The organism is Nocardia sp. 348MFTsu5.1, from assembly GCF_000383535.1.
GTDB classification, from domain to species: Bacteria; Actinomycetota; Actinomycetes; order Mycobacteriales; family Mycobacteriaceae; genus Williamsia; species Williamsia faeni.
On record NZ_KB911509.1, the window covers coordinates 302004 to 327410 of the forward strand.

Genomic DNA, 25407 nt, shown 5'->3' on the forward strand with positions numbered 1-25407 from the left:
TCATCTACATCACATCCGGCACAACGGCCGGCAGGCAGGCAGAAAAGGACACACAGTGGCAACGCAGACGGACGCCAAGGCAATTCGCTTCTACGAGACCGGTGGGCCGGAGGTCCTGCGCTGGGAAAGCGTTGAGGTCGGCGAACCCGGTGTCGGTGAGGTGCGGGTACGTCACGAGGCTGTTGGCCTGAACTTCGCCGACACCTACTTCCGCACCGGCCTCTACCCGTCGCCGCTGCCCGCCGGCATGGGCGTCGAGGCATCCGGTGTCGTCGAGGCTGTCGGCCCGGACGTTGCCGGGTTCGCGCCCGGCGATCGCGTCACCTACACGGGCAGCCCGCTCGGCGCTTACAGCACCATGCGCGTCATGCCCGCCGAGCACCTGATCGCACTGCCGGACGCCATCGACTTCGAGACCGCTGCCGGCATGACCATGCGCGGGCTCACCGCCGCCTACCTCATGCGCCGCATCCACACCTACAGTGCGGGCGACACGATCCTGCTGCACGCTGCAGCAGGCGGTGTCGGCCAGATCGTCACCCAGTGGGCAAAGCTGCTGGGTCTCAACGTAATCGGCACCGTCTCGACCGAGGCGAAGGCCGAGATCGCCCGAGCCCGTGGCTGCGACCACGTCATCCGATACCGCGACGAGGACGTGGCGACGCGAGTCCGGGAGCTCACCGACGGAAAGGGCGTGCCGGTGGTGCTCGACAGCATCGGCGCGACCACCTTCGGATCCTCGCTGGACTCCCTCGCCCGCCGCGGCCTGCTCGTCTGCTTCGGCACCGCATCCGGCCCGATTCCGCCGATCGATGCCATGCAGCTCGCGATCAAGGGTTCGGTGTTCGTCACCCGCCCCGCCCTCGCCGACTACATCGCGGACCCCGCCGAACGCGCCGAGCTCGCCGGTGAACTGTTCGACCACGTCGCCGCCGGCCGCATCACCGTTGAGATCAATCAGCGCTACGCGCTCGCCGACGCCGTCCGCGCGCACACCGATCTCGAAGCCGGCATCAGCGTCGGTTCGTCCGTACTGACCGTCTGATCACCCACCCAGCAACCAGAAATTCGAGGTAACGCCATGACCGCAGCGACCCGAACATCACAGACAGTGATCCGCGCAGAGCGCTTGACCGCCACCCTCGGCGCCGAATTGTTCGACATCGACCTCGCCGAAGTCGCGCACGACGACGGACTGTTCGAGCAGTTCCGGTCCCTTCTGTTGGAGCACAAGGTGCTGTTCGTGCGCGACCAGCCGATCAGTCGGGCCGATCACGTGGCGCTCGCCGAGCGATTCGGCACGCTGGAGGACCACCCGATGGCGGGCTCCGACCCCGACCATCCCGGCCTCGTGCGCATCTACAAAGAGCTCGACAGCCCGGCCGAGCACTACGAGAACGCCTTTCACTGTGATGCCACCTGGCGGGAGAACCCGCCGATGGGTTCGGTGCTCCGGTGCGTCGAAGGTCCGGCCGTCGGTGGCGACACGATCTGGGTGGACATGGTCGCCGCCTACGAGCGCTTGCCCGAGAACATCAAGGAGCGCATCGCAGGTCTGCGGGCACGGCACAGCATCGAGTCCTCCTTCGGTGCCGCGATGACGCCCGAGAAGCGCGCGGATCTTCATCGCGCGTTCCCCGATGCCGAGCATCCGGTGGTTCGTACACACCCGGAAACCGGTGAGAAAGCGTTGTTCGTCAATGCGTTCACCACGCACTTCACCAACTTCCACACCCCGGAGAACGTGCGCTTCGGGATCGACTACGCCCCCGGCGCGGCGGATCTCCTGCGTTACCTGATCAGCCAGGCGACGATCCCCGAGTTCCAGGTGCGGTGGCGGTGGACACCCAACAGTTTTGCCATCTGGGACAACCGTTGCACCCAGCACTACGCGGTGCAGGACTACTGGCCCGCCGTCCGCCGCATGGAACGCGCGGCCATCATGGGCGATCGCCCTTTCTGAACACTCGTTCGACCCAATCTTGTTGCAGCCCAACCCAACCCAAAGGATATTTCCCATGCATTTCCACGACGACGCACTGTTCCCCGAGGTCCAGGACAAGCTGGTCATCACCTGCGCCCCGTACGGTCCCGAATGGGAGATAGACGACTTCCGCGAAGACCTGCCGCTCACCATGGAGGAGCACGTGCAGCAGGCGGTCGACTGCTACGAGGCCGGCGCCACCGTTCTGCACATCCACGTCCGTGAGATGGACGGCAAGGGCAGCAAGCGCCTCTCGAAGTTCAACGAGTTGCTCGCCGGCCTGCGCGAGGCCGTGCCGGACATGATCCTCCAGGTGGGCGGCTCGATCTCGTTCGCACCCGAAGGCGACGGCAAAGACGCCAAATGGCTCTCGGACGACACTCGGCACATGCTCGCCGAGCTGGATCCGAAGCCCGATCAGGTGACCATCGCCATCAACACCAGCCAGATGAACATCATGGAGCTGATGACCGACTCCGACATCGCCGGCACGTCCATGACTCGCCCCGAACTGTCCGACACCTACCGCGAGATGACGGTGCCCGCGGGCCCGGCATGGGTCGAGGAGCACCTGCGTCGCCTGACTGCCGCGGGCATCCAGCCGCACTTCCAGCTCTCGTCGATCCCGCAGCTCGAGACCGTCGAGCGGCTGATCCGGCGCGGCAAGTACATGGGTCCCTTCAACGTGACCTGGGTAGGCATCGGCGGCGGCTTCGACGGCCCGAACCCGTACAACATCATGGAGTTCGTCAAGCGCGTGCCGGACGGCGCGATCCTCACACTGGAGACGCTGATGCGCTCGGTACTCCCGGTGAACACAATGGCCATCGCGATGGGCCTGCACGCCAGGTGCGGCAATGAGGACACGCTCTGGGGCCGCAAGGGCGAGAAGATCAAGTCCGTCGACCAGGTCAAGCAGCTGGTCCGGATTGCCCAGGAATTGGGCCGCGAGGTTGCCGACGGCAAGGAGGCTCGCGACATCTACCGGATCGGCGAACAGTACTCCAGCGTCGACGAAACCCTCGCCAAGCTCGGCTACGCGCCGAACCGCCTGCCCGGCCAAGTCGGCTTCACCGGTCACGCATAGACCCGCGACGGAATCCAAAGGACACCAAAGAAAATGACTGCCATCGCACCTTCGCTCGGCGAGTCCACCACGGCGCCGACGTCCGAAAGAGTTTCGCCCCGTAAACGTCGGATCTACCCATGGATCGTCTTCGCGCTCGCGTTCGGACTGTTGCTGTCGGACTACATGTCCCGGCAGGTACTCAGCGCCGTCTTCCCGTTTCTCAAAACCGAATGGGCGCTGGCCGATTCGCAGCTCGCGTCGCTCACGTCCGTGGTCGCACTGATGGTCGGTTTGCTCACGCTGCCGATTTCGATCCTGGCCGATCGGTGGGGTCGCGTCCGCAGCCTGGTTCTGATGGCGGTCCTTTGGAGCGTCGCCACCCTCGCCTGCGCCCTCGCCGGCAGTTATGAGCACATGCTCGTCGCTCGCTTCCTGGTGGGCGTCGGCGAGGCCGCATACGGAAGCGTGGGAATTGCGCTGGTACTCAGCGTGTTCGCGCCCAGGGTGCACGCCGCACTGGCGGGTGCATTCATGGCGGGTGGATCGTTCGGCTCGGTGATCGGTGTGGCCTTGGGTGGCGTGATCGCCACCAGCCTCGGTTGGCGTTGGTCCTTCGCTGCGATGGCCGTATTGGGCCTGATACTCGCCGCCGCGTTCAAGCTGCTGATCACCGAACGCCGGGTCGCCAAGTACCAGGTGCAGCGGCCTGAGGCGGATGTGGTGGTGCGGCGCGCACCGTTCTCCAGCCTCTTCACCAATCCGGCGGTGCTGTGCGCCTACGTCGGCAGTGGCCTGCAGATGTTCATGGCCGCGGTGATGCTTGCCTGGCTTCCCAGCTTCTTCAACCGCACCTACGACCTGGTACCCGGGCGCGCAGCGGTGGTCGCGTCCGCATTCGTTCTGCTGATGGCCGCGGGGATGATCGTCTGCGGTTTCATCGCAGATCGGTTGAGCCGCAGCGATATCACCGGCAAGTGGACGGTCGGCGTGGGGTACTGCGTGATCGGCTTCACCAGTCTCATGATCGCATTCCGCGTCGAGACCGGCCCGACCCAACTGGCATTGCTCGCCATCGGCGCGTTCTTCTGCGCCGGTTCCTCGGGCACCACGGCGGCAATGGTCGCCGGTCTGACCCACCGGTCGGTACAGGCCTCGGGCATGGGCACTCTGACCCTCTCCAACAACCTGCTCGGCCTGGCGCTGGGCCCGATGGTCGTCGGCATACTGGCAGACCACCTCGGCCTGCTCGGCGCCCTCCAGTGGGCACCGGTGGCTTACATTCCCGCGGCCGCCGCCATGGTCCTCGGCAAGCGTCTGCACCCACGAGGCCTGGCCAAACTCCGGGCCCTCGACGCCGCAACCACAACCAGGGCGGAGCAACACTCATGACCGAATCGACCGTCACCGTGGTGATCGTGCCCGGCCTTCGCGATCACGTCGCCGAGCACTGGCAGACTTTCCTGGCCGACAAGCTCGACAACACCGTCACCGTTCCGCCACTCGAGCACGATAAGCTCAGCCGCGTCGCCCGGGTCGCCGCGCTCGACGAGGTGGTGAACTCCGTCGACGGCCCCGTGGTCCTGGTGGCCCACAGTGCAGGCGTCATGACGACGGTGCACTGGGCGCAGGAAGCGACCCGCCGCATCGAAGGTGCCCTACTGGCCACCCCGGCCGACGTGGAAAATCCACTGCCCCAGGGGTATCCGACCACCGATGACCTCGAACGCGGCGGCTGGAACCCCATCCCCCGACGACAACTACCCTTCCCGAGCATCGTCGCCGCCAGCACCAACGACCCACTTGCCGACCCGCGCCGGGTCGCCGACATGGCACAGGCGTGGGGCAGCCGTCTGGTTTCCGTCGGCGCGGTCGGCCACCTGAATCCCGCAGCCGGCTACGGCCCGTGGCCAATGGCCGAACAACTCCTCGGCGACCTGATCGACGCGCGACAACAGGTTGTTCTGTGAGTTGAAGTGCAAGTCGCCGCCAGCCGTGGCATGTGTACCCGGTGCCTATCGACAACCTTGTCGGTAGGCACCGGTCGCATCACAGGGTGCTCGGGTCGCCGTGGCGTCGCCGGTGAATCAGGAATGCCACCCAGGCGATTGCGAACACACCCATCAGCCCGAAACCGGCGTATTCCAGATCGATCGCGGCCAGATGTTCGGTTAACACGTCCGACAACCCCAACGCCTCCCGCGCCGTCGCAGCCAGAATGAGTGTCCCGATGGCCAAGGCGGATACGACCGACATCGCGGTGACCACGTGGTTGAACCGGGGGGCACGCTCATCGTCGGCAGCGCGTGCATACATGCGCATCATGAAATACCCGTTGAGGGAGTCACCGAGGGTCATCCCGGCTGCAAAACACAACGGCAGCGCGACCGCGTAAACGGCCGCCGCCCCCGAGGCCACGGTGGTCGCGGTGAGTACGAGCAAACCGATGAGCGTCGCGGTGTCGAAGCCGCCACCGAAGGCGAAACCGATCAGGTACATGTGTCGGGGCCGACGGACCCGGCGTAGCGGTGCAGCCATGAGACGGGACATCACCGTGCCGGTTTCGGCCGACGAGTCACCCTCGCTCTGTAAGCGACGTGTCCGGCGGATGCCGGCCAGGTTGAACGCACCGATCAGTACGAGGAATCCGCCCGAGACAACCCCGCCGACAATGCCGAGCGTGCCGACGACGGGATTGCCTTCGGCGAGCAGCGCCCCGGCAGAGCTGGTCGCGACTATGACGCCGATTGACATGAGCAACACGACAGTCGAATGGCCAAGGCTGAACGCCAACCCCACACTCGTCGGTCGCTGTTTCTCACCGACGAACTTGCGCGTCGCGTTGTCGATCGCACACAGATGGTCGGCGTCGGCGAAGTGCCTCACGCCGGCCAGATATGCAGTCACCGCGACCCCGGCACCGAGCACGTGTCCGAAGCCTGACATCGCCGCGAGTCCGACCAGCCCGAAGCCGACGATGTGCAATCCGATCACGACAGCCAGCGTGATCATCAGCCGCGTTCGTTCGGTGCGGTGCTCGCCGCCGGCGGAATCCGGCGCGGACCGCACGGTTGGCGTCTCTAGGTGGATCGGCATCTGCTGCATCCGTTCTCAGTGGAGGGTCGGCGAGCATCCATCCAAACACCCTCTCTCCCTTAGGGTGTTGCATCCACCGGGTGAACCTTGGCCACTACACATCAGCGCCTTTCGATGTCGATCAGCTTACTGCGGGGGGTGAGTTGGTACAACGGCTGCGCAGACTCCGCCTGTTGTGTCCCACCTCACCCCCGCATACCCTGGAACCCACCCAACGAACGGCCACCCATGCACGAAATGGCCATCACGCAGAGCGTCGTCGATGCGGTGTGCACCCACGCCGCCGGCCGCCGCGTGCTCGCGGTCAACCTCGAAGTCGGCACTCTCACCGCGGTGATTCCCGACACCATGCGGTTCTGCTTCGACCTCGCCGCCGAAGGCACCGTCGCCGCGGGCGCCCAGCTACACATCGACATGCCCAAAGGCAGAGCCCATTGCAAGACATGCGATCAGGACTTCGAGCTCCCGGATCCGATCCTGCTCTGTACGAACTGCGGAAGTGCGAACGTCCGGGTCATTTCTGGGCGTCAACTGCAGATCCTCTCCATGGAAGTGAAGTGACCCGATGTGCGCCACCTGCGGCTGCGGCAATCCCGAGGCACCCCCGACGACCCATGAGCACGAACACGGCCACGACCACACCGAGACCATCACGCTCGAGCAGAAGATCCTGGCCAAGAATGACGAGCTCGCCGAGCACAACCGCGCTCACCTGGCCGAACGCAATATTCTCGCGTTCAACGTGACCAGCTCTCCCGGCGCGGGCAAGACAACCCTGCTCGAGCGAACCATCCGCGATCTCGACCGTCCCATCGCCGTCATCGAGGGTGACCAGGACACTCTCATCGATGCGGACCGGATCACCGCCGCCGGCGCCGACGCGGTCCAGATAAACACCGGCGCGGGCTGCCACCTCGACGCCGACATGGTGCATCACGCGTTGCACGACCTCGACCCCGCACCCGACTCCGTCCTGTTCATCGAGAACGTCGGCAACCTGGTCTGCCCCGCCCTCTTCGACCTCGGTGAACACTGCAAGGTCGTGATCATCTCGGTCACCGAGGGCACCGACAAGCCACTCAAGTACCCGCACATGTTCGCCGCCGCGGGCCTGGTTCTGATCAACAAGACCGACCTGCTGCCGTACGTCGATTTCGATCTGGACGCGTGCTCGGCCTACGCCCGCTCGGTCAATCCCGGCGTCGAGATTATCCCGGTCTCGGCGACGAAAGGCGATGGCCTGCAACGGTGGTACGACTGGATCGCCGCGCGTACGAGCGAAGTCTCGGCTATCGCCCGTTGACAAGACCATCCACCCGGAGTAGAGAAAAACCTAGCCCTGCACAAGTGGGCCGAGGGTCGACTCCGGCAGGGCAGGGGCCATTTCGCCCGGTCCCGGAAAGCTGCAGCCCATGCCCAGCGAGGCAGCAGTCAAAGCGGAAGAGGTTTTGATCCATGTCCTGTGGATCAACGCCGGTCTGAGTTGTGATGGCGATTCGGTGGCGCTGACTGCCGCCACCCAACCGAGTGTCGAGGAGATCGCGCTCGGCGCGCTCCCCGGACTCCCGAAGATCGCCGTCCATTGGCCGCTGATCGACTTCGAATGCGGACCTACCGGGGGAGCCGATGACTTCCTCGAATGGTTCTTCAAGGCCGATCGCGACGAGTTGGATCCGTTCGTACTGGTGGTCGAGGGGTCGATCCCGAACGAACAACTCCACGACGAGGGCTACTGGTGCGGGTTCGGCAACAACCCCGCGACCGGGCAGCCGATGACCACCAGCGAATGGCTCGACCGTCTCGCGCCGAAGGCCACCGCCATCGTCGCCGCCGGTACCTGCGCCACCTACGGCGGTATTCACGCCATGGCAGGCAACCCGACAGGTGCGATGGGTGTGCCCGACTACCTCGGCTGGGACTGGAAGAGCAAAGCCGGAATCCCGATTGTTTGTGTCCCCGGCTGCCCAACCCACCCGGACAACCTGTCCGAGACACTCACCTATCTGCTCTACATGGCGACCGATCAGGCGCCGATGATCCCGCTGGACGACGCTCTTCGTCCGAAATGGCTGTTCGGTGCCACCGTGCACGAAGGCTGCGACCGGGCCGGCTACTACGAGCAGGGCGATTTCGCCACCGAGTACGGGTCACCCAAATGCATTGTGAAACTGGGCTGTTGGGGCCCGGTCGTCAAATGCAACGTGCCCAAGCGCGGCTGGATCAACGGTGTAGGCGGGTGCCCGAACGTCGGTGGCATCTGCATCGGTTGCACCATGCCCGGTTTCCCGGACAAGTTCCAGCCGTTCATGGACGAACCGCCCGGCGGCAAGTTGTCCACCGCCGCGTCGGGACTGTACGGAACGGTGATCCGCAATCTGCGCGACATCACGGGCAAGACCGTGGACAAGGAGCCGCGCTGGCGGCATCGCGGCACCGAGCTCGTAACCGGAGCCACCCGCACCTGGTAACACCGAAGGAAGGCACGATGACTCAGATCATCCCCGAGCCCTCGCAGATGAACGCGGAACCCGGTGCCCTCGTCGAAATGGCGTGGGATCCGATCACTCGTATCGTCGGCAGCCTCGGCATCTACACAAAGATCGATTTCGACAACAAGGAAGTCGTGGAGTGTAAGAGCACATCGTCGATCTTCCGCGGCTACTCGATTTTCATGAAGGGCAAGGATCCGCGCGACGCGCACTTCATCACCAGCCGCATCTGCGGGATCTGCGGCGACAACCATGCCACCTGCTCCTGCTACACGCAGAACATGGCTTATGGCGTGCAGCCGCCGCACCTCGGTGAGTGGATCGTCAATCTCGGCGAAGCTGCCGAATACATGTTCGACCACAACATCTTTCAGGAGAACCTGGTCGGCGTGGACTTCTGCGAGAAGATGGTCGCCGAGACCAACCCCGGCGTGCTTGCCAAAGCGGAGAACACCCAGGCACCGCACGCCGACGCGCACGGGTATCGCACGATCGCCGACATCATGCGCGCTCTCAATCCCTTCACCGGCGAGTTCTACCGCGAGGCACTGCATGTCAGCCGCTACACGCGAGAGATGTTCTGCCTGATGGAAGGCCGCCACGTCCACCCGTCCACGCTGTATCCGGGCGGGGTCGGCACGGTCGCCACCATCCAGCTGATGACCGACTACATGACCCGGCTGATGCGCTACGTCGAGTTCATGAAGAAGGTCGTGCCGATGCACGACGACCTGTTCGATTTCTTCTACGAGGCGCTGCCCGGCTACGAGAAGGTGGGCCTGCGCCGCACGCTGCTCGGCTGCTGGGGTTCGTTCCAGGATCCGGAGTTCTGCAACTTTGCCTACAAGGACATGGAGACCTGGGGACGCAAGATGTTCGTCACCCCGGGTGTCGTGGTCGACGGCAAGCTGGTGACCACGTCCCTGGTGGACATCAACCTGGGAATCCGGATCCTTTTGGGCTCTTCATATTACGACGACTGGTCCGATCAGGAGATGTTCGTCAAGACCGATCCGCTGGGCAACCCGGTGGACCGGAGGCACCCGTGGAACCAGCACACCAACCCCAAGCCGCAGAAGCGCGACCTGGAGGACAAGTACAGCTGGGTGATGTCGCCGCGGTGGTACGACGGCAAGGACCACCTCGCGCTCGACACCGGCGGCGGACCGCTGGCGCGGCTCTGGTCGACGGCGCTCGCGAATCTCGTCGACATCGGCTACGTCAAGTCCACCGGGCACAGCGTGCAGATCAACCTGCCCAAGACCGCACTGAAGGGGCCGGTCGAATTCGAATGGAAGATCCCCGAATACGGCAGCAACACCATCGAACGCAATCGCGCACGGACATACTTCCAGGCGTACGCGGCGGCGTGCGCACTGCATTTCGCGGAGAAGGCGCTCGTCGAGATCCGCGCCGGGCGCACCAAGACGTGGGAGAAGTTCGAGGTACCCGACGAGGGCATCGGCTGCGGGTTCACCGAGGCGGTGCGAGGTGTGCTGTCGCATCACATGGTGATCCGCGACGGCAAGATCGCGAACTATCATCCGTACCCGCCGACCCCGTGGAATGCGAACCCGCGCGACAGCTACGGCACGCCGGGTCCGTACGAGGATGCGGTGCAAGGACAACCGATCTTCGAGGAGAACGACCGGGAGAACTTCAAGGGCATCGACATCATGCGCACTGTGCGCAGCTTCGACCCCTGCCTGCCCTGCGGTGTGCACATGTATCTCGGCAAGGGCAAGACGCTGGAGATGGTGCATTCGCCCACCGGGTCACCCACCGGAGAGTGACGGCGTGACAACGCCTTCGAACCACGCCGACGATGATGGCAGGTGGCGCGAGGCCGGGGACCGCATAGCGACGCTGCTGGATGCGAGTGCGTCCGGTGGCGCGCTCGCGCGGGAGCGTTCCGAGAAGTTGGTACGCGAGGTCGTCGACCTCTATGGCGCAGGTCTGCAACGCATCACGTCGTTGATCGACCCCGAGCTACTTGTCAAAGACGATCTCGTTGCGAGCCTCCTGCTGGTTCATGGCTTGCACCCACATCCGGTCGAGCGCCGGGTCTGCGACGCACTGGACAGCGTGCGGCCCTACCTCGGCTCGCACGGCGGCGACGTCTCACTCGTCGAGGTGGCCGGTGACGTGGTGCGTCTGGAGCTTCGCGGCAGTTGTAAGACCTGCCCGTCGTCCTCGGTCACGCTCGAACTCGCCGTCGAGGACGCGGTGCGCGCCGCGGCACCGGAGATCACCTCGATCGAAGTGGTTGCGGCCGAACCGGAGTCGGCCGTCATCGGGACGGATTCCCTGTTCGAGCACATCCGGCACGAGCACCGCGACCATGCCTGGCACGCGGTGCCGGAGGTGGCCGCACTCGCGCCCGGCGAAGTCGGTGGGTTCGCGGTGGACGAGACGGTATTCCTCGCCTGCCGGGTCGGTCCGGACCTCTTCGCCTACCGCGACCACTGCCCGGCCTGCGACGGCAGCCTGGCCGGATCCACGCTCGACGGCGGCATGCTGAGCTGCACATGCGGTGCCGGATTCGACGTCGTGCACGCGGGCGCCGGGATCGCCGCGGGGCACCTCGATCCGCTGCCGCTACTCGAACGCGACGGCGTGCTCTCGCTGGCAGGAGTAGCGGGATGACGACGCCGTACGACGTGCTCGCCAAGATCCGGGACGGTCGCCAAGCGCAACCACCCGGGGAGCGATGCGAGATGTGCGCCGAACAGATCGCCGACGAGCATCAGCACGTCGTCAATGTCGCCGGCCGTCAGCTGATGTGCGTGTGCCGGGGCTGCTACTTGCTGTTCACCGACGAGCACGCCGAACTGCGCTACCGGTCGGTTCCGGATCGGTATCTGGCATTCCCGGATGCGCACGTTGACTTGGCCGCGCTGCAAATTCCGGTGGGGCTGGCCTTCTTCTTCCGCAACTCGGCGCTCGGCCGGATGGTCGGGTTCTATCCCGGTTCGGCAGGGGCGACGGAATCGGAGTTGTCGCTGGATTCCTGGGACTCGGTGCGCACCGCCGAGCCACGCGTCGATCTGCTCGCCGACGATGTGGAGGCGCTGCTGGTCCACGACAATGAGTGTTACCTGGTGCCGATCGATGCGTGTTACGAACTCGTCGGCCGGCTGCGCATGCTGTGGCGCGGATTCGACGGCGGGCAGGAGGCGAACGAGTTCATCGATACATTCTTTGCCGGGCTCGCCGAGCGGGCGAAGGTGACGCCATGGCCGAGGTGAGCTTCGCCGTAGTCGATGTCGCGCCCGAACAGTACGCGGTGACACCCATGTTGACCGCGCGGGTGGCGGTGACGGCATCGTCCCCGGTGCATGCGATCGCGCTGCGCGCCCAGGTCCGTATCGATCCTTTGCGGCGTGGCTACTCCGACGCGGAGGGCGAAGGCCTGCACGACATGTTCGGGCCGCGTGAGCGCTGGGCCAACACCCAGCGGACGTTCCTCTGGCAGCACACAACCGCGATGGTGCCCGGCTTCACCGGCACAACCGATGTCGCGATGCCGTTGGAATGCACCTATGACTTCGAGGTCACCGCGTCGAAATACCTGCACGCGCTGCGCGAAGGCACGGTCCCCCTGCAATTCCTGTTCAGCGGAACGATCTTCGTCACCGGAGATCGGTTCGCCGTGCAGCAGGTGCCGTGGGACCGAGACACCAACTACGACCTGCCGGTCGCCGTCTGGCGCGATCTCGTCGCACAGCACTACCCGGACGCCGGCTGGGTGCGGCTGCGCCACGACAACATCACCGCGCTCGCCGGATACAAGTCGGCGCACGGGTTGCTTTCGCTCGACGAGGCCATAGAGAAGCTGATCGCGAACGGAGACCCGCGATGAGCGAAGCAGCCTGGGAGCGAGCGCGCACCATTGCCGACGCGGTGCTGTACGAGGGATACCTGCTCTACCCGTACCGCGCCGACTCGATGAAGAACGTCGCCCGATTCCAGTGGGGTGTGCTAGGCGGCGACGAGCCGGATTCGATTGCAGCGCAGTTCATCTGCACCGGGCGGATCACGCTGTGTGTGCGGTTCCTGCAACTGCAACACCGCGGGGTCGAGCGTGCGGGGCCGGGCGGGTTCGAGCCGGTCCGGGAACTGAGCGCACGTGGCCGGACCTGGCTCACCTGGGACGAGGGCATCGAGTGCGAGTTGCACTTCGGGCCATTCGAGGTCGCCGGGCTGGACCAGACGATGCCGCTCAACGTGCCGGGCGGGCGCGACATCGAACCGGTCGACGGTGGACGATTGGTGCGCACCCGCGAGCCGATGACCGGAGTACTCGTCGTGCGCAGCGAACCCGACGGCGACCTGTGGCGGGTCACCCTCACAGTGCGCAATCGCGATGTGGCACAACCGATGATCGGCACCCACGTCATCGCCGAGGGCGAGTTCGTCTCGCTACTGGAACCACCGCCCGAGGCTGGGTCCGCCGTTGCCAAGTGTACCCAGCACCGCTGCTTTCCCGTCCTGGCCGGCAAGCCCGGTGAGCACGACCTGCTACTGATCTCGCCGATCATCCTCTACGACCATCCCGAGGTCGCCGAACAGAGCGAGGGCGCACTGTTCGACGCGACCGAGATCGACGAAATCCTCACACTCCGGGTCATGACGATGACCGACGAGGAGAAGGCGCTGGCCCGCGCCACCGATCCGCGCGCGGCCGCGATCATCGACCAGTGCGACGCCATGACGCCCGAGGCGATGCAGCGCCTGCACGGCACCCTGCGCGAACCGCACTCGCTGATCCCGGAAGTTCCGGACGGCATCGACTGGTGGGACCCCTTTGCCGACAACGCAGTCCAACCCGACTCTGACGCGGTGCTGGTGAACGGTGTGCCGGTCGCGAAGGGCAGCAGGGTGCGTCTGCATCCGTCCAGACGTGCCGACGCACAAGACCTGTTCTTCGACGGCAAGACCGCCCGGGTCACGTCCGTGCACGAAGACGTCGACGGGCACAAGCACGTCGCGGTCGTCGTCGAGGACGATCCGGCAGCCGACCTGCACGACTGGTACGGCCGTTACCTGTACTTCGCACCAGAAGAAGTCGAACCGATAGGAGCGCAACCATGAAACTCGTCGGTGAGTTCGCGACATTCACGGCGGTAGTCGTCGTCGTGCTGGGTGTGGTGATCGGAATCAAGTCGATCCCGGACATTCAGCGGTACCTCAAGATTCGCCAGATGTGACGCGAATACTGGTCGCCGGTATCGGCAACATCTTCCTCGGGGACGACGGATTCGGGCCCGAGGTGGTACGCCGCGCGACCGGTTCGGAGCGGGACGGTGTGCGGATCGAGGACTACGGGATCCGTGGCATGCACCTGGCCTACGACCTGCTCGACGACTGGGACGCGCTCGTGCTCATCGACGCGGTGCCATCCACCGGTCACCCAGGTGCATTGCGGGTGTTCGAGGCCGACCACGAGACGCTGCCCGGCACACCCGGACTCGACGCGCACAGCATGGACCCGTCGGCCGTCTTCGCGAGTCTGCGCGCGCTCGGCGGCAGTCCACCACGCACCGTCGTCGTCGGCTGCGAGGCGGCAGACGTCGGCGAGAGGATGGGGTTGAGCGAACCGGTGTCGGCCGCGGTCGGTCCCGCTGTCGAGGCGCTCGAAACCGTCCTCGCGGACCTGGCGGGCTGAGCCATGTGCCTCGGAATCCCCGGCCGCGTGGTGCGAATGCTCGACGGCTACGGCGACATGCTCGCGCTCGTGGACGTGGGCGGCGCCGAGCGCAAGGTCAACGTCGGCATGCTGCCGGAGGAAACCTTCCGACCCGGCGACTGGGTGATCATCCACCTGGGATTCGTCGTGGAACGAACCGACCGCGCCGGTGCCGAAGCCGCACTCAGCGGACTGAACCTGATGGGCCGAGGCGAGCCGATATGAACCGGGTGCGGCGAAGGATCGAGGTGCGCGGCGTCGTGCAGGGCGTCGGCTTCCGTCCATTCGTCTACACCACCGCCGCCGCGCTGGGGCTGACCGGATCCGTGCGCAACGACCCGTCCGGCGCCCTCATCGAAATCGAAGGCGATGCAGCCGATCTCGACTCGTTCGAACACGCACTCGGCAGCAGTCCACCGCCGCTCGCCGTCATCGAATCGCTGACGCGGCGAGATCTTCCGCCGGCCGGTGGCACAGGTTTCCACATCGCCGACACCACCAGGGACGGCAACGCCCGGACCCTCGCGTCTCCCGACGTCGCCATGTGCGCGGACTGCGCTGCCGAGCTGCGCGATCCCACCAACCGCCGCTACCGGCATCCGTTCGTCAACTGCACCAACTGCGGACCACGGTTCACCATCATCGCCGCATTGCCCTACGACCGGCCGAGCACCGCGATGTCCGGGTTCGGTATGTGCGCCGACTGCGCCCACGAGTACGCCGACCCCGCCGACCGCCGCTTCCACGCCCAGCCGATCTGCTGCCCGAACTGCGGGCCGACACTGCACTTCGGCGAGCTGGTGGGCGAAGCAGCACTCGCGGCCGCGCGAGACCTCATCCGCGACGGAAAAATCCTCGCCGTCAAGGGGATCGGCGGCTACCACCTCGCCTGCGACGCCACCGACGACGACACGGTCGCGCGGCTACGCGAGCGGAAACAGCGCGGGGACAAGCCGTTTGCGGTGATGGTGCGCGACCTGGACTGCGCTCGAACCCTGGTCGAGATCGACGACGAACGCCTGCTCGCCGGAGTGCAACACCCGATCGTGCTGCTGCCCCGCCGTCCGGACGCCCCGGTCGCCGCGGCGGTCGCACCGCACAACCCCGACCTCGGCGTCATGCTCCCCTACACCCCGTTGCACGAACTGCTGCTCGAAGACCCCATGCCGGACGCGTTGGTGATGACCTCGGGGAACCTGGCGGGCGAGCCGATCTGTCACACCGACGAGGACGCTCGCGTGCGGCTGGCGGGGCTCGCCGACGGCTTCCTGCGCCATGACCGCCCGATCCTGGTGCCGTGCGACGACTCCGTGCTGCGCCCGGAGTTCCCGCTCCGGCGCTCTCGCGGTTATGCCCCGCTACCCGTGGCACTTCCGGTGCCGGTGGTGCCGACACTCGCGGTCGGCGGCGACCTGAAGAACACGTTCGCGCTCGCCGACGGCCGCTACGCCTGGCTCAGCGGACACATCGGTGACATGGACGATCTGGCCACCCTTTCGGCGTTCGCCGCGGCCGAGCAGCACCTGGAACAACTCACCGGCGTCGCCCCGACCCTCCTGGTCGCGGACGCACATCCGCGATACCGCTCCGCCCAGTGGGCCCACCGCCATGCCGGTAGTCGGCCGGTTCGGACCGTGCAGCACCACCACGCCCACATCGCTGCTGTCATGGCCGAACACGGACTCGACGGTTCGCAGCGCGTCACCGGATTCGCGTTCGACGGCACCGGCTTCGGACCGGATGGCGCGGTCTGGGGCGGTGAGGTGCTACTCGCCGACTACAAGGGATTTCACCGTCTCGCCCATCTCACTTACGCTCCACTCGCCGGCGGCGACCTCGCCGTTCGCCGGCCCTACCGGATGGCGCTCGCGCACCTGCGCGCCGCCGGGGTCGCGTGGGACGAGGACCTGCCGGCGGTGGCAGCGTGCCCGCCCACCGAACGCCGGGTGCTGGCGCACCAACTCGACACCGGACTGGGGTGCGTGCCCACGTCCAGCATGGGCCGGTTGTTCGACGCGGTCGCCGCGCTCGCGGGAGTCCGGCAGGTCTGCGACTACGAAGCCCAGGCCGCGATCGAGTTCGAGGGCATCGGTCGCGGAATTGTCGCCGACGGGTACGAATTCGGCATCGGGACAGATGGTTTCGACCCGGCCCCGATCCTGCGCTCGATCGTCCACGACGTGCGGAGCGGAGTGCCACCCGGCGTCATCTCCGCGCGATTCCACGAAGCCATTGCTGCGCTGATCGTCGCACTCGCCGAGAGCGCCGGTCAGCACACCGTTGCGTTGTCCGGCGGTGTCTTCCAGAACCCGACGCTGCTGCGCCGCACGACCGCGTTGCTGATGGAACACGGGTTCGATGTGCTCACCCACCGGCGTGTGCCGCCCAATGACGGCGGGCTCGCGCTCGGACAAGTCATGGTCGGAAACGCGAGTTAGGAGGTCGCTATGTGTCTTGCGGTACCGGGCAGAATCCTCAGCCTCGAGGACCGGGACGGCACGCTGATGTCGGTGGTCGACTTCGGCGGCGTCCGAAAAGACGTGTGCCTGCAGTACATCCCGGACGCCTCCGTCGGCGAGTACGTGATGGTGCACGTCGGCTTCGCGATCCAGCGGCTCGATGAGGAATCCGCTATTTCGACTCTCGCCGAGTTCGAACACCTCGGCGTGCTGAAGGAAGAGTTCGGCGACGGCTTCGAGATCGCGGCCAAGCAGGCCGGTCTGCCCTCACCGACTGAAGTGCCCCAGCCGAACGGAAAGACGGCATCATGAAGTATCTCGACGAGTTCAGCGATCCAGATCTGGCCCGCAAGCTGCTCGACCAGATTCACGCCGCCACGGACAAGCGATGGTCGATCATGGAAGTCTGTGGTGGGCAAACACATTCGATAATCCGGCACGGGATCGACCAGTTGCTTCCGGATGAGATCGAAATGATTCACGGCCCGGGTTGCCCGGTATGCGTCACGCCGCTGGAGATCATCGACAAGGCGCTCGAGATCGCGGCGCGGCCGAACGTGATCTTCTGCTCGTTCGGGGACATGCTGCGCGTGCCCGGCAGCAGCAAGGACCTTTTCCGGGTCAAGAGCGAGGGCGGCGACGTCCGCGTCGTCTATTCGCCGCTGGACGCGCTCAACATCGCCCGCGACAACCCGGACCGGCAGGTGGTGTTCTTCGGTATCGGGTTCGAAACCACCGCTCCCGCCAACGCAATGACCGTCTATCAGGCCAAAAGACTCGGGGTACAAAACTTTTCGCTGCTGGTCTCGCACGTTCTCGTGCCACCCGCGGTCGCTGCCATCATGGAGTCACCAGACTGTCGGGTACAAGCCTTCCTGGCCGCCGGACACGTGTGCTGCGTGATGGGTACCGCCGAATACCCGCCGCTCACCGAGAAGTACCGGGTACCGATCGTGGTGACCGGTTTTGAACCGCTCGACATCCTGGAGGGTATCCGCCGCACCGTCATTCAGCTCGAATCCGGACGCCACGAACTGGAGAACGCCTATCCGCGCGCGGTCCGGGCGGAGGGCAACGAACCGGCGAAGGCGATGCTGGCCGATGTCTTCGAAGTCACCGACCGCGCCTGGCGGGGCATCGGGACGATTCCCCGCAGCGGCTGGCGACTCGCCCCGAAGTATCGAGAGTTCGACGCCGAGTACCGCTTCGCCGTCGAGGACCTGCACACGGCCGAGTCCGCGATCTGCCGGTCCGGTGAGGTACTGCAGGGCCACATCAAACCACACGAGTGCGCCGCATTCGGCAAAGAATGCACCCCTCGAAATCCGTTGGGCGCCACCATGGTTTCCTCGGAAGGCGCATGCGCCGCGTACTACCTGTACCGACGGCTCGAGGTGACCCATGCCTGAAGTGTCCATCGATGCTGCATCCATTGACCCGGGGGCGTGGGTCTGTCCCCTGCCATTGCGGGATGCGCCGAACATCGTGATGGGTCACGGTGGTGGCGGTGCCATGTCGGCCGAGCTCATCGAGCACCTGTTCCTGCCCGCGTTCGGTCCCGCCGCCGACGCCGCGCTCGGTGACTCGGCGGTGGTCGAGGTGGCGGGCACCCGGCTGGCGTTTTCCACCGACTCGTTCGTCGTACGCCCACTTGTGTTCCCGGGCGGCAGCATCGGCGACCTCGCCGTCAACGGTACGGTCAACGATCTCGCGATGGCGGGCGCGCAGCCGCTGGTGCTTTCGACCGCGTTCATCCTCGAGGAGGGCACTGCGCTGGAAGAGATCGCGCACGTCGCCCGCGCGCTGGGCACAGCTGCACTCGCCGCGGGCGTCAAGCTCGTCACCGGGGACACCAAGGTCGTCGACAGCGGACACGGCGACGGGGTGTACGTGAACACCGCGGGGATCGGGCTGATCGACCCGCGTGCCGATATCCGTCCCGACCGTGCAACCGCGGGTGATGCGGTGCTGATCAGCGGTGACATCGGTGTGCACGGCATTGCGGTGCTGAGCTGCCGGGAAGGACTCGAGTTCGGCACGACCGTGTCGAGCGACACCGCCGCGCTGCACGGATTGGTGGCGACCATGCTGGACACCGGCGCGGACGTGCATGTGTTGCGCGACCCGACCCGCGGCGGAGTGGCCGCAACGCTCAACGAGATCGCGAAGGCCGCCGGCGTCGGGGTGGAACTCGACGAGCGGATGCTGCCGATCCCGCAGGAGGTCCGCGACGCGTGCGGGCTGCTCGGACTCGACCCGCTCTATGTGGCCAACGAAGGCAAGCTCGTCGCGTTCGTCCCCGCCGCAGACGCCGAACGTATTCTCGACGCGATGCGGGCGCATCCGCTCGGCACCCGCGCGACGGTGATCGGCAAGTGCGTCGCGGAGCATCCGGGCATTGTCGTGACCCGCACCGCGCTCGGCGGGACACGCGTGGTGGATCTGCCGGTGGGCGAGCAACTTCCGCGGATCTGTTGAATGAGCATGTCACCGCGCGAGGGCCACGAGCTGTTCGCCCGGTACGCCTTTCCACCCAACGAGCTCGGCTACTGCGGGCCGGAGGGAACCGGTCTCGACGAACTCGCGGACCGCGCACGAGAGTTCAACGGCGCCTGGCCGTACCTGGAGGCCATCGCGGCCGCGACCGGCGCCGACCCGCTTGATCCGGCTGTGGTGCGCACCTACTGGGTCGGCGGCCCGCTACTCGACGATCTCGATCCCGATGCGCTACTCAACCGGCTGCGCTCCGCATTCGCCGGCCAGGCGACCGGGTTGCTCGCGGACGTGCCGTCCGCGACCGCACACCACAGCTTTCATGTCTGCGTGGTGTACCCGTGGGTGCGATTTTTCGGACGTGGAGATGCGTCGACGCCGCTGCGTGTGCTGCAGTCCTGCCGGATTCGCTGGGGGGCGGTGCAGCGAGTCGTCGGCGATGAGGTCGAGTTGATGTCGGCACCGCTCGAGTACGACGGTCGGAGCTTGGCGCTGGGCAGACCGGCGACGGAGGTCGTGCGGTGGCGCAGGGGTGGCTCCGCACTCACCGCCGCGCCGGTCGAGGGCGACGTGGTCTCCGCGCACTGGGATTGGGTGTGCGGGCAGCTCGGCGCGGCGGACGTCGAGGCGTTGGAACTGGGGACAGCAGCGACACTCGATCTCGTCAATCGGTGGCTAGTCGGTTAGCCGGAGATCGCCGGCCATACGCTGCCGCGCCACTAGCTTTCACGAGAATCCTCGGTCCCAGCATCTTCGTCAGTGGACTGGACCTCCTCATGTTCGAACGATCCAGCAGGACGATCGGCCGGACCGCCGCCCGGTCCGTCGGCCCCGGTGTCCCGTGAGCCCGGCTCGCCGCGTTCGGATTGCGGCTCGGTTTGCAGATGCTCGCCCGGTTTGTTCGACATCATTGCCTCCACCGTCGTCCCACCACCTGGTTGGCGGCGGGTATGGCGATTACCCGGCTGCGGCGCCGACCAAACCGCGCGAGCTTGTCGTACACCGAAGACGCAAAAATCCGGTTCTCGATGAGAACCGGATCTTCTGGTCAGAACCTCTCTGACCTACATAATGTGGCCAGAGTCGGGATCGAACCGACGACCTTCCGCTTTTCAGGCGGACGCTCGTACCAACTGAGCTACCTGGCCGAACGAAACCCAGGCGAACCTGAATACCTAGTCGCAATTACTTGCGACCCTGACGGGACTCGAACCCGCGACCTCCGCCGTGACAGGGCGGCGCGCTAACCAACTGCGCCACAGGGCCTTGCAGTGCTTTGCCATCGTCACTGGCAATGCGTACCCCCTACGGGATTCGAACCCGCGCTACCGCCTTGAAAGGGCGGCGTCCTAGGCCGCTAGACGAAGGGGGCCGGTGTTCCCCGTATGGGAGCTGAATCAGAATATGACACAGATGCGACAAATCCCAAATCCCCTGTTCAGGTGCCATTTCCCGGCATGGAGGGCTCCCTGGGCCGGATTTGCCACCCGCCACCGGGAGTACAGCGTGTGGAGGGTCCAGACCTAGCCCGACCCCAGCCCACCCCGGCCTGTGTTCAAGATCATACTTTGCCCCGAGGCGCCTGCCCGGCCGCGAGTAGGCTGAAGCCAGTCGAACCTCATAGCTCGCGGAATCCCGTTGGTCATTTTCGGCTCGTAGCCGAATCAGGCTGATCACCATGAGTGCACCTCCAATCCGTGCAGCTGCTCCACACCAACGCGTCTTCGCAGACCTGCTCAATTACCACCGATCTCGCCCCGATCAGTCCAGTGACGCCACGCCGGTGGTCACCGGCATTCAAGAGCAAGAACCCGAACTGGTCACCGGCGACCTGCTTGCGGAGTGGGACGTTCTCTTTGTCGCAGATCTGGAAGGGCTTCCCGACAAGAATCTCGGTGACGTCATCGCGCGCCGGACGCTGCGGCGGGCACGTCATTCGCGCACAACCATCACGACTCCGGATTCGCATCCGATCATCCTGCTGGCGGACGGCGTCTCCATGTCAAGCGTCAACGACGTCTGGACCCACGCCCTGCTCGATCACGGCGCCACGCTGTCGGACGTCATTCACCACTACCAACAACCACAGGAGTAGTCATGCTCGAACGTCTGGACCTTCCACCAACGGCTCGCCGACTCGACAAAACTCTGACCGAGTATTCCAAGGACCACGAGTTGAGTGCCGAGATGACACCGGTACTCGAGTTTCTGCGACGCGAAATGGTCGAGGCAGTAACGACTTTGGAGAACGACGCCATCATCAGCCGAGGACGCTTGGTGACGCGAGTCGAACCCGCCCCCAGCATGTGACCTGAGCCGGTCGCCGACCGGTGGTCACGACGAAAGAGGCCCGACCGGATGTTCCGGTCGGGCCTCGATCGATCTCAGTGGTGACTCGAAGCCTTACTTACTCCAGGACAGGGAGTCCACCGCGTATGCCGCTGCGAGGTCGATCCGCAGCCAGCCACCGTCAGGGCCCGACTTGTCGAGCGGGTAACCGGCCGGGATGGCCGTCCGCTCGAGGATGGCCAGACGCTGCGCATTGGTCAGGTTCGGGAACTTGGTCTCCAGAAGGGCTGCGGCATCGGCCGGAATCGAATTCTGCTGATCGGGTGCCACGCGGGGCAAACCGTAGGTCATCAACTGCCGGTGCTCCGCGACGGCCTGCTCGGTCGTCAGGTACGGGGTGTCGGCAGAGATGAACTGCGTCAGCGGCACTCCGACAGCCTTCTCGAGTTGCTCACGCAGCTGTACGCCGGCGTCGTCGATGAGACGATCGAACGCCGGGTCGGTGAGGCGCGCTGCGGCGAGATCCATCGCCATCAGGCGGCCACCCATGACATCGAGCGGGTAGTGGACACCGAGAACGACGCGGCCGAGACCGATTTCACCGGCGCGGGCGATGATCTGCGGCCCGAGTTCCGGTAGCCACGATGCCAGGAGCGCGCCCTTCCAGTAACCCTGGCTGCTGTGGCCCGACGGGTACGATCCGTTCGTCTCCAGTTGCGCGTACAGGTCGCCACCGGGACGGTCGTAGTGCTTGATCTGGGCCGGAGCCGCCACGAATGGGCGCGGATTGTCGAAGTACTCCTTCTCGGGGAGCGTTGTTGCCGAGGGCAGTCCGGTGCGCGCGAGCTCGCCTTCGGCGAGTGCGGCAACCTTCGGCAGCTTGCCGGCGTCCAGCAGATCGAGGAACACCGGGCCGAGCTTTGCGCCGAGCGCAACCGATAACGAGATGAGGCGGTCGTCGTAGTTGATGTCGATGGCGTCTTGCTGCGCCGCCGGCGTCGCGTCGTTGTTGATCCGCACGACGGTCTGGAGGTTCTGCGCAATCAGGGCAGGATTGTTGTCGTTGAGTGCGGTGAAGCCGTCGAGCACCGGGATATACGTGCCGCCCGGCGGGAAATCGGACGGGTACGGACCGACCAGCTCCGCCGGACTGAACGCTTGAGGCGCAGTGTCCGCGGCGGCAACCCCACCACCGATGGGAAGAACGAGCGCTACGGTCGCCAGCAACGTCAAGGCGAGAGAGCGTGAACGAGAAATCGACATGCTCGGAATAGTTCACGAATCCGACAACTCGCACAAGTTCCATCACCCCCGATCCCGAAGCGCGCAGGACGAATTCCGAACGATCACCCCGTGTTCGAAACGAATTCACTCGGCGTAAAAGTGACTATCCCGAGTGTTTCCGCGGATCGGGGAACCCGAGCGCAACGTATCCGGGAGCACGCTTACGCAGGGAGGAAGCCAACACTGGTGTGTGCTCGTCGTGGTAGTCGTGGACTATCGCCGTTTCTTTGCCGGGAAATGCCCGGATGACCCGACCGACGTACTGGACGAGGCGATTCTTGAAAGTGATCGGAGCGGCAAGGAACAGCGTGTCGAGCGCAGGGCAGTCGAACCCTTCGCCGATGAACGAACTCGTTCCCACCACCAGGAGAGGTGGATCCTCGGGTGAATATTCAGCGAGTTGGGTCAAGATCTTCTGCCGATCAGCTGACTTCATTCCACCGCGGAGAACTATGACCTCGCAGCCCGCTTCGTTGAGTTTGTCGATGATCGCGGTGAGGTGACTCACCCACGTCGTGAGCACAAGGACGTTGCGGCCGTTTCGATGGGAAGCCAAGACATCGGTAACGATCATCTCGAGCCGGTCCTCGTCTGCAACCAGAGCTCGATAGATCTCAGCCATCCCACCGGGCTGACCGGGGTCTGCGGCACCCGAGTATCGAAAGCGGGTGGCATGAACATGCAAGACCGGTTGTGGAGGTTGATGTTGGTCGACGGCGGACAATTCGCCGGCGACGGGAGCGGACACCGAGATCTTGTTGGTGCCGAGTTGGTGATAGATGAGGTCTTCGAGTCCGTCGCGCCGTTCGGGCGTGGCCGTCAGGCCCAACCAATATCGAGCCGGAATCTGCTGGAGCACATCAGAAAATGCTGCAGCGGCGACGTGATGGCACTCGTCGACGATGACAAGTCCATACCCGTCGGCGAACTCCTGAGCGTTTCCCCGTCGCGCGAGTGTCGGTAACAAGGCAATGTCGACAACGCCCGTGATCTTCGAACGTCCTCCACCGATCTGGCCACATTTCACCCCCAGGTGAGTCAGCAAACGTTGCCGCCACTGGTCGGCCAACGCCTTCCTGTCGACCAGGATCAATGTCGAAGTGGCCCGCTCGGCAATCACCGCGCAGGCCATCACCGTCTTGCCGACGCCGGGCGGCGCGATCAGCACCGCAGTGTCCTCCGCCACCGATTCTCGGACTGCCGCAACCTGCTCTGGTCGCAGTTCGGCAGCAAGCACGAACGTGTGTACAGTTCCGAGGACTCGCTGATCCTCGATGCGAAGTTCACTGCCCGCCGATTCCACGATCCGGCTCAGCAGAGCGTGCAGACCACGCGGCAAAACTAGGTCTCCCTCGACGGTCTCGTCGTAACTCCTCAAGAATCGTGGTGTATCCCAGGTACTTCGGCGGGCTCGCTGCCGAGCGTAGAACTCCGGATTCAAGATCGACGCGGCATGCTTGACTGCCGAGATCATTGCCGGACCGAGATCGACCACGGACAGGCGAAGACGCGCCCCAAAGGATGCACGGATGATCGCGGCAGGCCGCGGCACGATCTTCGACGACGTCGGCAATTGCAGGCTCCGCACGCGGCGACCGACTCTCGGATCTGGAAGTTGCCGCGCCAGCGCCGTAACATCTTTCACCGAAAGCCTAGCGACCGTCGACAGATAAGCCCATTGGTCGTCGAATGGCTCGAGTGTGGTCGGGTCCAAAAACAATGTGGTGCCGTGCAATCGACGCTTGCCGTGCAACGGCGCAGCAATCAGATTCCCCATCCCACGGCCGGTGTGAACATCCTGGGACGGGAAGAGTCGGTCGTAGCTCGACAGACTCATCGAACCGCGCAGTTGAGTTGCTTCGTTTATCAGACTGGTGGCGATCCGCCGACCCATCGACGCCGACACCGCATCGGCGAAAAAGATCCATACATGCGCACCCCGGCCCGATTGTGAAACCTCGAGTGCGGCCGGAATTCCGTACGCACGAGCGGCTTTCAGATATGCGAGGGCATCGAGCATCGCGGAGTCACGGTCGAAATCCGCGGCCACCCACCAGCACGTGTCGTTGTCGGCGAGCGGATACAGCCCGATGTGGTGATCGCCGCGCAGGTGAGCGGCCATAACATCGGACGTCAGTGGAAGGTATGGGGCCTCGGCGCGACTCATACCCTTACGCCAGCGACCTTCGATCGCTGGCATCCATCCCGAGCGACCGTCACGGCGGTTCTCCCAGCGGACAGCGTAAATGTCGGTGCGACAACGGAAGAGTCCCGCGTAGAACGCCACCTTCGCCGCGGGCGGCGAACCCATGTTGACCGGACCCGACACCGCGTCGGCCAGAGCCGCTTGGTCGGGATCGACAGCACGGGCTTGTGCCTCGCTCAACTCGAGTAGCCGGCGCAACCTGATGTTGTCCGCGCGGAGCGTCGCCAATTCACCCGGAAACCGTTCCTCCACATGCCGAGTGTGCCGACTTATTGAGCGCTATGCCACCTCACAGAGGCATCAACTGGCGGAACGCGCGCAGAAGGATGCTGCACAGCGGTGAGACTTTCGA

25 protein-coding genes and 3 tRNA genes are annotated in these 25407 nt (G+C 65.2%); 22 read left to right on the plus strand and 6 right to left on the minus strand.

The features are described 5' to 3' along the window. Positions 1-55: 55 nt before the first annotated feature. From H290_RS0101395 to H290_RS0101415, 5 genes are read left to right on the plus strand one after another with little or no spacing between them, the layout of a single operon-like run. Complete coding sequence (locus H290_RS0101395) at positions 56-1045, plus strand: quinone oxidoreductase (protein ID WP_020104963.1); 990 nt, start codon at positions 56-58, stop codon at positions 1043-1045. 36 nt (positions 1046-1081) lie between these two features. Beyond that, positions 1082-1963: a TauD/TfdA family dioxygenase gene (locus H290_RS0101400; protein WP_020104964.1), complete on the plus strand. Its 882-nt coding sequence runs from the start codon at positions 1082-1084 to the stop codon at positions 1961-1963. Positions 1964-2018: 55 nt separating this feature from the next. Then, positions 2019-3071 carry a 3-keto-5-aminohexanoate cleavage protein gene (locus H290_RS0101405; protein ID WP_020104965.1) on the plus strand — a complete coding sequence of 351 codons (1053 nt, stop codon included), beginning with the start codon at positions 2019-2021 and terminating at the stop codon, positions 3069-3071. 33 nt (positions 3072-3104) lie between these two features. Further along, positions 3105-4442 (plus strand): MFS transporter, encoded by a 1338-nt coding sequence (locus H290_RS0101410; RefSeq protein ID WP_020104966.1) that lies wholly within the window; start codon positions 3105-3107, stop codon positions 4440-4442. Then, positions 4439-5020: an alpha/beta hydrolase gene (locus H290_RS0101415; RefSeq protein WP_020104967.1), complete on the plus strand. Its 582-nt coding sequence runs from the start codon at positions 4439-4441 to the stop codon at positions 5018-5020. Before H290_RS0101410 ends, H290_RS0101415 begins: the two co-directional genes overlap by 4 nt. A 79-nt stretch (positions 5021-5099) precedes the next feature. Here H290_RS0101415 and H290_RS27500 read toward each other — a convergent pair whose 3' ends face one another. Beyond that, positions 5100-6155 (minus strand): HoxN/HupN/NixA family nickel/cobalt transporter, encoded by a 1056-nt coding sequence (locus tag H290_RS27500; protein ID WP_020104968.1) that lies wholly within the window; start codon positions 6153-6155, stop codon positions 5100-5102. A gap of 219 nt (positions 6156-6374) precedes the next feature. Between H290_RS27500 and H290_RS0101425 the strand changes: the two genes are divergently transcribed. The 15 genes from H290_RS0101425 (at position 6375) to H290_RS0101500 (ending at position 19963) form a co-directional block, all read left to right on the plus strand. After that, positions 6375-6707, plus strand: a complete 333-nt coding sequence (locus tag H290_RS0101425) for a hydrogenase maturation nickel metallochaperone HypA (protein WP_020104969.1) — start codon at positions 6375-6377, stop codon at positions 6705-6707. A 4-nt stretch (positions 6708-6711) separates the two neighbouring features. Beyond that, positions 6712-7449: a hydrogenase nickel incorporation protein HypB gene (hypB, locus tag H290_RS0101430; RefSeq protein WP_020104970.1), complete on the plus strand. Its 738-nt coding sequence runs from the start codon at positions 6712-6714 to the stop codon at positions 7447-7449. Between the two features lie 109 nt (positions 7450-7558). Continuing rightward, complete coding sequence (locus H290_RS0101435) at positions 7559-8614, plus strand: hydrogenase expression protein HypE (RefSeq protein ID WP_020104971.1); 1056 nt, start codon at positions 7559-7561, stop codon at positions 8612-8614. A 17-nt stretch (positions 8615-8631) separates the two neighbouring features. Further along, positions 8632-10428: a nickel-dependent hydrogenase large subunit gene (locus tag H290_RS0101440; RefSeq protein ID WP_020104972.1), complete on the plus strand. Its 1797-nt coding sequence runs from the start codon at positions 8632-8634 to the stop codon at positions 10426-10428. Positions 10429-10432: 4 nt separating this feature from the next. Continuing rightward, positions 10433-11281: a NifU family protein gene (locus H290_RS0101445; RefSeq protein ID WP_020104973.1), complete on the plus strand. Its 849-nt coding sequence runs from the start codon at positions 10433-10435 to the stop codon at positions 11279-11281. Then, the gene (locus H290_RS0101450; protein WP_020104974.1) at positions 11278-11883 is read left to right on the plus strand and encodes a DUF5947 family protein; all 606 of its coding nucleotides are present in this window, start codon (positions 11278-11280) and stop codon (positions 11881-11883) included. Before H290_RS0101445 ends, H290_RS0101450 begins: the two co-directional genes overlap by 4 nt. Beyond that, the gene (locus tag H290_RS0101455; protein WP_020104975.1) at positions 11871-12497 is read left to right on the plus strand and encodes a DUF6084 family protein; all 627 of its coding nucleotides are present in this window, start codon (positions 11871-11873) and stop codon (positions 12495-12497) included. The genes H290_RS0101450 and H290_RS0101455 overlap by 13 nt, the downstream gene beginning before the upstream one ends. Next, complete coding sequence (locus H290_RS0101460) at positions 12494-13729, plus strand: hypothetical protein (RefSeq protein ID WP_020104976.1); 1236 nt, start codon at positions 12494-12496, stop codon at positions 13727-13729. The genes H290_RS0101455 and H290_RS0101460 overlap by 4 nt, the downstream gene beginning before the upstream one ends. A gap of 112 nt (positions 13730-13841) precedes the next feature. Next, on the plus strand, positions 13842-14303 hold the full coding sequence (locus H290_RS0101470; protein ID WP_020104978.1) for a hydrogenase maturation protease: 462 nt from the start codon (positions 13842-13844) through the stop codon (positions 14301-14303). Positions 14304-14306: 3 nt separating this feature from the next. Next, positions 14307-14549, plus strand: a complete 243-nt coding sequence (locus H290_RS0101475; RefSeq protein WP_020104979.1) for a HypC/HybG/HupF family hydrogenase formation chaperone — start codon at positions 14307-14309, stop codon at positions 14547-14549. After that, positions 14546-16762 carry a carbamoyltransferase HypF gene (hypF, locus tag H290_RS0101480; protein ID WP_020104980.1) on the plus strand — a complete coding sequence of 739 codons (2217 nt, stop codon included), beginning with the start codon at positions 14546-14548 and terminating at the stop codon, positions 16760-16762. Before H290_RS0101475 ends, hypF begins: the two co-directional genes overlap by 4 nt. Positions 16763-16771: 9 nt before the next feature. Beyond that, a complete protein-coding gene (locus tag H290_RS0101485; RefSeq protein WP_020104981.1) occupies positions 16772-17095 on the plus strand; it encodes a HypC/HybG/HupF family hydrogenase formation chaperone in 324 nt (107 codons plus the stop codon). Beyond that, positions 17092-18192 carry a hydrogenase formation protein HypD gene (gene hypD, locus H290_RS0101490; RefSeq protein ID WP_020104982.1) on the plus strand — a complete coding sequence of 367 codons (1101 nt, stop codon included), beginning with the start codon at positions 17092-17094 and terminating at the stop codon, positions 18190-18192. Before H290_RS0101485 ends, hypD begins: the two co-directional genes overlap by 4 nt. After that, complete coding sequence (hypE, locus tag H290_RS0101495) at positions 18185-19261, plus strand: hydrogenase expression/formation protein HypE (RefSeq protein WP_020104983.1); 1077 nt, start codon at positions 18185-18187, stop codon at positions 19259-19261. Before hypD ends, hypE begins: the two co-directional genes overlap by 8 nt. Beyond that, a complete protein-coding gene (locus H290_RS0101500; protein WP_020104984.1) occupies positions 19262-19963 on the plus strand; it encodes a DUF6390 family protein in 702 nt (233 codons plus the stop codon). A gap of 387 nt (positions 19964-20350) precedes the next feature. On the opposite strand, the gene H290_RS0101510 is transcribed toward H290_RS0101500, so the two are convergent. From H290_RS0101510 to H290_RS0101520, 3 genes are all read right to left on the minus strand, one after another. After that, positions 20351-20424 (minus strand) — tRNA-Phe (locus H290_RS0101510). Between the two features lie 44 nt (positions 20425-20468). Next, positions 20469-20542: transfer RNA gene (locus H290_RS0101515), tRNA-Asp, on the minus strand. 33 nt (positions 20543-20575) lie between these two features. Then, a tRNA-Glu gene (locus tag H290_RS0101520) sits at positions 20576-20648 on the minus strand. A 306-nt stretch (positions 20649-20954) separates the two neighbouring features. Here H290_RS0101520 and H290_RS0101525 point away from each other — a divergent pair. Both H290_RS0101525 and H290_RS27505 read left to right on the plus strand, forming a co-directional pair. Next, the gene (locus H290_RS0101525; RefSeq protein ID WP_081631455.1) at positions 20955-21371 is read left to right on the plus strand and encodes a hypothetical protein; all 417 of its coding nucleotides are present in this window, start codon (positions 20955-20957) and stop codon (positions 21369-21371) included. Between the two features lie 2 nt (positions 21372-21373). Continuing rightward, the gene (locus H290_RS27505) at positions 21374-21586 is read left to right on the plus strand and encodes a hypothetical protein (RefSeq protein WP_020104987.1); all 213 of its coding nucleotides are present in this window, start codon (positions 21374-21376) and stop codon (positions 21584-21586) included. A gap of 93 nt (positions 21587-21679) precedes the next feature. Here the strand turns inward: H290_RS27505 and H290_RS0101535 are convergent, their stop codons facing one another. Both H290_RS0101535 and H290_RS0101540 read right to left on the minus strand, forming a co-directional pair. Continuing rightward, positions 21680-22828, minus strand: coding sequence for a phosphatase PAP2 family protein (locus tag H290_RS0101535; protein ID WP_196809479.1), 1149 nt, complete (start codon positions 22826-22828; stop codon positions 21680-21682). Positions 22829-22952: 124 nt separating this feature from the next. Then, a complete protein-coding gene (locus tag H290_RS0101540; protein WP_020104989.1) occupies positions 22953-25307 on the minus strand; it encodes a DEAD/DEAH box helicase in 2355 nt (784 codons plus the stop codon). Between the last annotated feature and the right edge of the window lie 100 nt (positions 25308-25407).

Coding starts and splice junctions, on each gene's coding strand:
- H290_RS0101400 (WP_020104964.1), top strand. CDS start 1,082: ATGACCGCAGCGACCCGAACATCACAGACAGTGATCCGCGCAGAGCGC.
- H290_RS0101405 (WP_020104965.1), top strand. CDS start 2,019: ATGCATTTCCACGACGACGCACTGTTCCCCGAGGTCCAGGACAAGCTG.
- H290_RS0101410 (WP_020104966.1), top strand. CDS start 3,105: ATGACTGCCATCGCACCTTCGCTCGGCGAGTCCACCACGGCGCCGACG.
- H290_RS0101415 (WP_020104967.1), top strand. CDS start 4,439: ATGACCGAATCGACCGTCACCGTGGTGATCGTGCCCGGCCTTCGCGAT.
- H290_RS27500 (WP_020104968.1), bottom strand. CDS start 6,155: ATGCAGCAGATGCCGATCCACCTAGAGACGCCAACCGTGCGGTCCGCG.
- H290_RS0101425 (WP_020104969.1), top strand. CDS start 6,375: ATGCACGAAATGGCCATCACGCAGAGCGTCGTCGATGCGGTGTGCACC.
- hypB (WP_020104970.1), top strand. CDS start 6,712: ATGTGCGCCACCTGCGGCTGCGGCAATCCCGAGGCACCCCCGACGACC.
- H290_RS0101435 (WP_020104971.1), top strand. CDS start 7,559: ATGCCCAGCGAGGCAGCAGTCAAAGCGGAAGAGGTTTTGATCCATGTC.
- H290_RS0101440 (WP_020104972.1), top strand. CDS start 8,632: ATGACTCAGATCATCCCCGAGCCCTCGCAGATGAACGCGGAACCCGGT.
- H290_RS0101450 (WP_020104974.1), top strand. CDS start 11,278: ATGACGACGCCGTACGACGTGCTCGCCAAGATCCGGGACGGTCGCCAA.
- H290_RS0101455 (WP_020104975.1), top strand. CDS start 11,871: ATGGCCGAGGTGAGCTTCGCCGTAGTCGATGTCGCGCCCGAACAGTAC.
- H290_RS0101460 (WP_020104976.1), top strand. CDS start 12,494: ATGAGCGAAGCAGCCTGGGAGCGAGCGCGCACCATTGCCGACGCGGTG.
- H290_RS0101475 (WP_020104979.1), top strand. CDS start 14,307: ATGTGCCTCGGAATCCCCGGCCGCGTGGTGCGAATGCTCGACGGCTAC.
- hypF (WP_020104980.1), top strand. CDS start 14,546: ATGAACCGGGTGCGGCGAAGGATCGAGGTGCGCGGCGTCGTGCAGGGC.
- H290_RS0101485 (WP_020104981.1), top strand. CDS start 16,772: ATGTGTCTTGCGGTACCGGGCAGAATCCTCAGCCTCGAGGACCGGGAC.
- hypD (WP_020104982.1), top strand. CDS start 17,092: ATGAAGTATCTCGACGAGTTCAGCGATCCAGATCTGGCCCGCAAGCTG.
- hypE (WP_020104983.1), top strand. CDS start 18,185: ATGCCTGAAGTGTCCATCGATGCTGCATCCATTGACCCGGGGGCGTGG.
- H290_RS0101500 (WP_020104984.1), top strand. CDS start 19,262: ATGAGCATGTCACCGCGCGAGGGCCACGAGCTGTTCGCCCGGTACGCC.
- H290_RS0101525 (WP_081631455.1), top strand. CDS start 20,955: ATGAGTGCACCTCCAATCCGTGCAGCTGCTCCACACCAACGCGTCTTC.
- H290_RS27505 (WP_020104987.1), top strand. CDS start 21,374: ATGCTCGAACGTCTGGACCTTCCACCAACGGCTCGCCGACTCGACAAA.
- H290_RS0101535 (WP_196809479.1), bottom strand. CDS start 22,828: ATGTCGATTTCTCGTTCACGCTCTCTCGCCTTGACGTTGCTGGCGACC.